This is a genomic window from Ruegeria sp. AL12, assembly GCF_056540885.1.
This window is the reverse complement of record NZ_JBQFXN010000060.1, coordinates 1-1,052: the sequence shown is the minus strand read 5'-3', so window position 1 is coordinate 1,052 and position 1,052 is coordinate 1. Positions and strand designations below refer to the sequence as shown.

Genomic DNA, 1,052 nt, shown 5'->3' with positions numbered 1-1,052 from the left:
AACCAATGTCCTGGGCACATACAACATGCTGGAGGCGGCGCGCCGCTATTGGGCCGGACAGGGAAAACCGGACACTTTCAGGTTCCACCATATCTCGACCGATGAAGTCTTTGGCAGCCTGGGCCCCACCGGCCAGTTCACCGAGGATACTCCCTATGATCCGCGGTCACCCTATTCCGCATCGAAAGCCTCCAGCGATCATCTGGTCCGGGCCTGGCACGAGACCTATGGCCTGCCGGTGGTGCTGACCAACTGTTCGAACAATTACGGACCCTATCATTTCCCTGAAAAGCTGATCCCCGTTGTGATCCTGAACGCAATCGCGGGCAAGGCGCTGCCGATCTATGGTGACGGCTCGAATGTCCGCGACTGGCTGTATGTCGAGGATCACGCCGACGCGCTTTTGCTGGTGGTGCAAAAGGGGGCTGTCGGCCGGTCCTACAACATCGGTGGCGAGAACGAGCGCAGCAATCTGGAACTGGTGCAGACGCTTTGCACGATCCTGGACGACCTGCGCCCGAAACCGCAGGGGGTCTATGCGGACCAGATCACCTTTGTCACAGACCGCCCCGGGCATGATGCGCGTTACGCCATCGATCCCTCGCGGATGCGCAACGAAATGAACTGGCGCCCATCCGTGACGGTAGAGGAGGGTCTGCGCAGAACGGTTGAATGGTACCTGAACAATGAAGAGTGGTGGCGGTCCCTGCAAGGCCGGTCCGGCGTTGGCGAACGGCTGGGGGTCAGCGCGTGAAACTTCTGGTCTTCGGGGCGACCGGTCAGCTGGGCCGGGAACTGATCCGGTGTGGCGGGGAAATCTCGGTTGAAGCGCTTGGGCGCGACAAGGCGGATTTTACCGATCCCGAAGGGTGCGCGGCCCTGGTTCGCAACACCGATGCGGATGCGGTGATCAACGCCGCCGCATATACCGCCGTCGACAAGGCCGAGGCGGAGGAAGACCTTGCCCTGCTGATCAACGGAACCACGCCCACGGCGCTGGCCAAAGCTGCGGCCGGGCGCGGATTGCCGTTTGTTCAGGTCTCGACAGATTA

The 1,052-nt window shown here is 61.5% G+C and carries 2 protein-coding genes; both read left to right on the top strand.

Going from position 1 to position 1,052, the window contains the following annotated elements; genetic code table 11:
* The coding region (locus ACR0C6_RS21325; RefSeq protein ID WP_480621106.1) for a dTDP-glucose 4,6-dehydratase at positions 1-754 on the top strand (754 nt) is incomplete at its 5' end.
* Positions 751-1,052: sugar nucleotide-binding protein (locus tag ACR0C6_RS21320; RefSeq protein WP_480621105.1), on the top strand; the 302-nt coding region annotated here is incomplete at its 3' end. The genes ACR0C6_RS21325 and ACR0C6_RS21320, both read left to right, overlap by 4 nt.